The sequence below is a fragment of the Candidatus Palibaumannia cicadellinicola genome, from assembly GCF_002855795.1.
In the GTDB taxonomy this organism is placed as follows: domain Bacteria; phylum Pseudomonadota; class Gammaproteobacteria; order Enterobacterales; family Enterobacteriaceae; genus Baumannia; species Baumannia cicadellinicola_C.
Genome location: NZ_NJPO01000140.1, coordinates 1 through 3,062 on the forward strand (window position 1 = coordinate 1; position 3,062 = coordinate 3,062).

The 3,062-nt window shown below is 37.1% G+C and carries 3 protein-coding genes; all 3 read left to right on the forward strand.

Annotated elements, in window-relative coordinates; genetic code table 11:
* Positions 1 to 332 precede the first annotated feature (332 nt).
* From manX to CEX73_RS02645, 3 genes are read left to right on the forward strand one after another with little or no spacing between them, the layout of a single operon-like run.
* On the forward strand, positions 333 to 1,304 hold the full coding sequence (gene manX / locus CEX73_RS02635; protein ID WP_101627041.1) for a PTS mannose transporter subunit IIAB: 972 nt from the start codon (positions 333 to 335) through the stop codon (positions 1,302 to 1,304).
* 31 nt (positions 1,305 to 1,335) lie between these two features.
* On the forward strand, positions 1,336 to 2,151 hold the full coding sequence (locus tag CEX73_RS02640) for a PTS mannose/fructose/sorbose transporter subunit IIC (RefSeq protein ID WP_101627042.1): 816 nt from the start codon (positions 1,336 to 1,338) through the stop codon (positions 2,149 to 2,151).
* A 13-nt stretch (positions 2,152 to 2,164) separates the two neighbouring features.
* Positions 2,165 to 3,028 carry a PTS mannose transporter subunit IID gene (locus tag CEX73_RS02645; RefSeq protein ID WP_101627043.1) on the forward strand — a complete coding sequence of 288 codons (864 nt, stop codon included), beginning with the start codon at positions 2,165 to 2,167 and terminating at the stop codon, positions 3,026 to 3,028.
* Positions 3,029 to 3,062 lie beyond the last annotated feature (34 nt).

Below are 3,062 nucleotides of genomic sequence, written 5' to 3' on the forward strand. Positions count from 1 at the left end.
GTATCAACTAAAAATGAATACTCATCTTTAAAGTTTTTTGGTCATCGGAAATGAAAATCGCGGTTACATAAATAATCTTTAATATGTTTGCAACGATCTTGGTTAGCAAAGAAATGATCTGCGTCACAATTTTTGTTCTTTTCACACTTAACTTAATTTTAGTTTACTTATAATAGTACAAATTAATAACTATTTTGGATAAATCTAGCAAATTAATCTATACGATTAACTTTCAGTTAAAAATTAACATTATTTTTTGTAGTATAAGTAAAAAGTTAACTAATAATTAACTAGCAATAATAGTGTATAATTAATCCATAAGGAGGTATTTAGTGAGTATTGCTATAATCATTGGCACTCACGGGTCAGCAGCTGAGCAATTACTAAAAACGACTGAAATGATTTTAGGCGAACAAAAAAATGTCGCTTGGATAGATTTTTATCCTGGAGAAAATATTGACACCTTAATTCAAAAATATACTGCTAGACTAGAAAATCTGGATACTACTACTGGAGTATTATTTTTAGTTGATACCTGGGGAGGTAGTCCATTTAATGCTGCAAGTAAGATGGTTATGAATGGTGATAAGAACCACTATGAAGTGATATCAGGCGTAAATATTCCTATGTTAACTGAAACCTTCATGGCACGCGATGACAACCAATCTTTCCAAGAACTCGTTAACATTGCAGTTGAAACAGGTCGTTTTGGTGTCAAAGCGCTAACGACTGAGAAACTTACTCAGATAGTAAATGTTCATCCTCAGCCTCAGACAGTATCGGGAAAAGCTCAGTTAGGTGGTAATATGATGATTATTTTAGCTAGAATTGATGATCGTTTGATTCATGGACAAGTAGTTACCCGATGGACCAGAGAGAATAATATAAAACGCATTATTGTCGTGAATGATGAAGTAGCAGCCGATACGATGCGAAAAACTCTCTTGACCCAAGTTACTCCTCCAGGAGTAACAGCACATGTGGTAGATGTTGCTAAAGCTATCCGCGTTTATGACAATCCCAAATATGCTAATGATCGAGTGATGCTATTATTTACGAATCCTACTGATGTCTTACGTATAGTAGAAGGTGGGGTATCTCTGACTACTATTAACATCGGTGGTATGGCGTTCTGTCATGGTAAAACTCAAATTAATCATGCCATATCAGTAGATAAAACAGATATTACTGCTTTTCAAAAACTTCATGAGTGCGGTATAAAACTAGAAGTTCGTCAAGTACCATCAGATACTCCACTCAATCTTATGGATTTAATTAAAAAAATAAAAAACATAGGCGAATAAAAGCCCTTACGTATGTCAGAGGACAAGTATCATGGAGATAACCACACTTCAAATAATACTGATATTTATCGTGGGCTGTATTGCAGGTATTGAATCAATACTCGACGAATTTCAGTTTCACCGCCCACTATTAGCATGCACCTTAATGGGTCTGGTTCTAGGCGATATAAAAACCGGGATTATTATTGGCGGTACGCTAGAAATGATCGCATTAGGTTGGATGAATGTTGGTGCTGCTGTAGCACCTGATACTTCCTTAGCATCAATAATCGCTACCATCCTAGTGATTATTGGTAATCAAGAGCTAGGAGCTAGTATTGCACTAGCTATTCCGCTTGCAGCCGCTGGACAGATACTAACAATTATGGTGCGTACTCTAACTATCGCATTTCAACATGCTGCAGACAACGCGGCAGAATGTGGTAACCTCAACGCTCTAAGTAGGATCCACATATCGGCACTATCATTACAAGCAATACGTACTGCTATCCCAGTAGTTATTATTGCTTACTCAGTAAGTACTGAGAGTATGCATAATTTACTTCATACTATTCCAGTAGTAATTACGAATGGCCTGAACATTGTAGGGGGTATGATTGTAGTAGTTGGTTATGCGATGGTGATTAATATGATGCGTACCGGTTACTTAATGCCTTTTTTCTATCTGGGTTTTGTGACCGCAGCATTTACCAGCTTTAATGTGGTAGCACTAGGTGTAATAGGCTTAATGATGGCTATTATTTATAGCCAGCTCAGCTCGCAACGTACTGATGCTGAGGTAGCAAAAAAGATTACATCTACGCAAGAAGATACCAAAAAAAATAATATTGATAATGAATTAGATTAATTAGGTGATAGTAATGATAGATACTACAACTACTAGTACTAATCAACAAAAACCAAAAAAACTGACGCTAGGTGATATTCGTGCGGTATTTATCCGCTCTAACTTATTTCAAGCATCATGGAATTTCGAACGTATGCAAGCACTTGGTTTCTGTTTTTCTATGGTGCCAGTAATTCGCCGGCTATATCCAGAAAATAATGAAGCTCGTAAACAAGCTATTAAACGGCATCTGGAATTTTTTAACACACATCCATATGTGGCTGCCTCTATAGTGGGTGTTACGATGGCGATGGAAGAACAGCGCGCTAATGGCGCGCCAATTGATGATGCCGCTATTAATGGCCTAAAAGTAGGTCTCATGGGCCCTCTAGCTGGTGTTGGTGATCCCATATTTTGGGGGACAGTACGACCTGTTTTGGCTGCACTAGGTGCGAGCATTGCTATCAGTGGTAGTTTGTTAGGCCCGATGCTGTTTTTTCTTTTGTTCAACATAGTCCGTCTTCTCACTCGTTACTACGGTATAACTTATGGTTACCATAAAGGGATTAATCTTATTAAAGATATGAGTAGCGGTTTCTTACAGAAAATCACAGAAGGAGCATCAATTATTGGGTTATTTGTCATGGGAGGACTCATTAATAAGTGGACTCATATCAGTCTTCCTTTTGTGATCTCAGAAGTGACAAATCTTGAAGGTCAGACCACATTAACTACGATGCAATCTATTCTAGATCAACTAATGCCAGGTCTGGTGCCATTGCTGCTCACTTTTGGTTGCATGTGGCTACTGCAGCGTAAGATTAATGTCTTATATATTATCATAGGCTTTTTTTTCATTGGCATTTTAGGTTACAGATTTGGTATACTAGGTTTATAAACTTAATTAGATAAATATTTTTCAATACTAAGTT